Annotated in this window: 1 protein-coding gene; it reads left to right on the top strand. The window is 61.6% G+C overall.

Annotated features, from left to right (window positions below; all coding sequences use genetic code 11):
* Nucleotides 1-273: 273 nt before the first annotated feature.
* A partial coding sequence (locus N826_RS38875) for a recombinase family protein (protein ID WP_052832825.1) occupies nucleotides 274-1893 on the top strand: 1620 nt, incomplete at its 3' end.

Here is a 1893-nt window from a genome sequence, read left to right as displayed (position 1 = left end):
TTCCGTTTCTCAACACTCTCCGGACGCGTGGCGCTCGCCGCAGTGATGCGAAAATCCTGTAGGGGGTTGGTTTTGTGGATGATCAGGAGATCACCTTTGAAGGGATCGCCTGATGCCTTATGCCCAGCATTCGCCAGCGGCCATCAGATGGACCATCCACTCCGTCGTCGTCCGGACCCGCGACGGACCAGAACGCCTGGAACAGGTCTACCGCCGCCTGCTGCTTGACAACCCGCCCGTTTCCGCAGCCCCCGAGAAGGAGGAGGGTATGCTATGCATGTCGCTCTCTACGCCCGTGTCTCAACCGAACGCCAGGGACGCAACCAAACCATCGACAGCCAGCTGACCGCGCTGCAGGCCTGGGCCGCAGCCAGTGGCCACGAAATCAACGAGGACCATATTTTCCGGGACGAGGGGCTCAGCGGCTCTCGCCTGGATCGGCCGGGATTGGACCGTCTGCGCGACGCAGTCCGTGATGGCGTGGTCTCGACCGTTGCCGTGCTCAGTCCCGATCGATTGGCCCGCAAGTTTGCTTACCAGGTTCTGCTGCTCGAAGAATTCCGGCGCGCCGGCTGTGCGGTGGTCTTTCTGCACCATCCGATCTCCGAGGACCCCAATGATCAGCTCCTGTTGCAGATCCAGGGCGCAATCGCCGAGTACGAGCGTGCGGTCCTGGCCGAGCGGTTTCGGCGCGGCAAGCTCCAAAAAGCCCGGGCCGGTCAGGTTCTGGCCGGTCGCGCTCCCTACGGCTACCGGTATGTTCATCGACGCGAGGATAGTCTGGGCCATCTGGTCATCGACGAGGGGGAGGCCGATCTGGTCCGGACACTCTATACCTGGCTGACCGAGGAACGGATGACGATCCGTCAGATCCTTAAACGCCTGAACTTCGGGCCGTGGATGCCACGCTCCGGGCGTCCGCCCTGGTCAGCCTCGACCGTCCATCACATTCTGTCGGATCCAGTTTATGCGGGAACCGCCTATGCCAACCGTTACCTCAACGTACCGGCCCGCAAGCCCCGTTCAGTCCGCGGACGCAACGAGCCGACCTGCCGACAGCTTCGGCCCCGTGAGGAATGGATTGCCATTCCAGTACCGGCGATCGTCGATCAGGAAACCTGGGACCGTGCCCGGGACCAGTTGGCCCGCAACTCCGTCCTGTCGTTCCGCAACAATACCAAATATAATTACCTGCTGCGCTGCCTTCTGAACTGCCAAACCTGTGGTTTGGCCATGTTCGGCGTTACATATCGAGCAAGCGCTGTTCATCCGCAGCGGCGCTATTACTGTTGCCATGGTAAGGATTGTATCCAAAATGCTCGAACGACGCCTTGTCCACAGCGCATGGTCAGGGCGGATGACCTGGAGCAGGCCATCTGGGAGCATGTCGTCAAACTGCTGAGCGATCCGGTTCAACTGGCGGCACAGTTCGAGCGGCTCACCGCTCGTGCCGAGGATGGGACCGCCCGGGAACAGACCGCCGAGCGGCAGATCGAGATCCGCTTGCGGCGGCTGTTACAGGCCGATCGCCGGCTGGTTGATGCCTACCAAGCCGGTGTTCTCAACCTCGACGAGCTTGCCGAGCGCCGTGGACATCTGGCGGATCAGCAACGAGCCTTGGCGCAGGAATTGGAGCAGGTCCAGCGGCTGCGTCAGCAGCACGCCCATGCTGAGGAAGTAATGGCGAGCCTCACCGCCTTTTGTGATCGCATCCGAGAGCGATTGCGGGAAGCCACATTCGAGGATCGGCAGGTCATCTTGCAACTCGTCATCGAGCGGATCATCGTCGGTGAGAACAATCTGGAGATCAGACATGTCATCCCGTTGCATAGTCCGCCGCCGGGGCGCGACACCGCGGCCGAGCCGGATGTCGGATTGCGTTCGGATGGTGTG

It is taken from the genome of Skermanella aerolata KACC 11604 (assembly GCF_000936425.1).
GTDB lineage: Bacteria > Pseudomonadota > Alphaproteobacteria > Azospirillales > Azospirillaceae > Skermanella > Skermanella aerolata.
The sequence above is the reverse complement of the archived record's forward strand: the minus strand, read 5'-3'. Positions and strand labels throughout refer to the sequence as shown.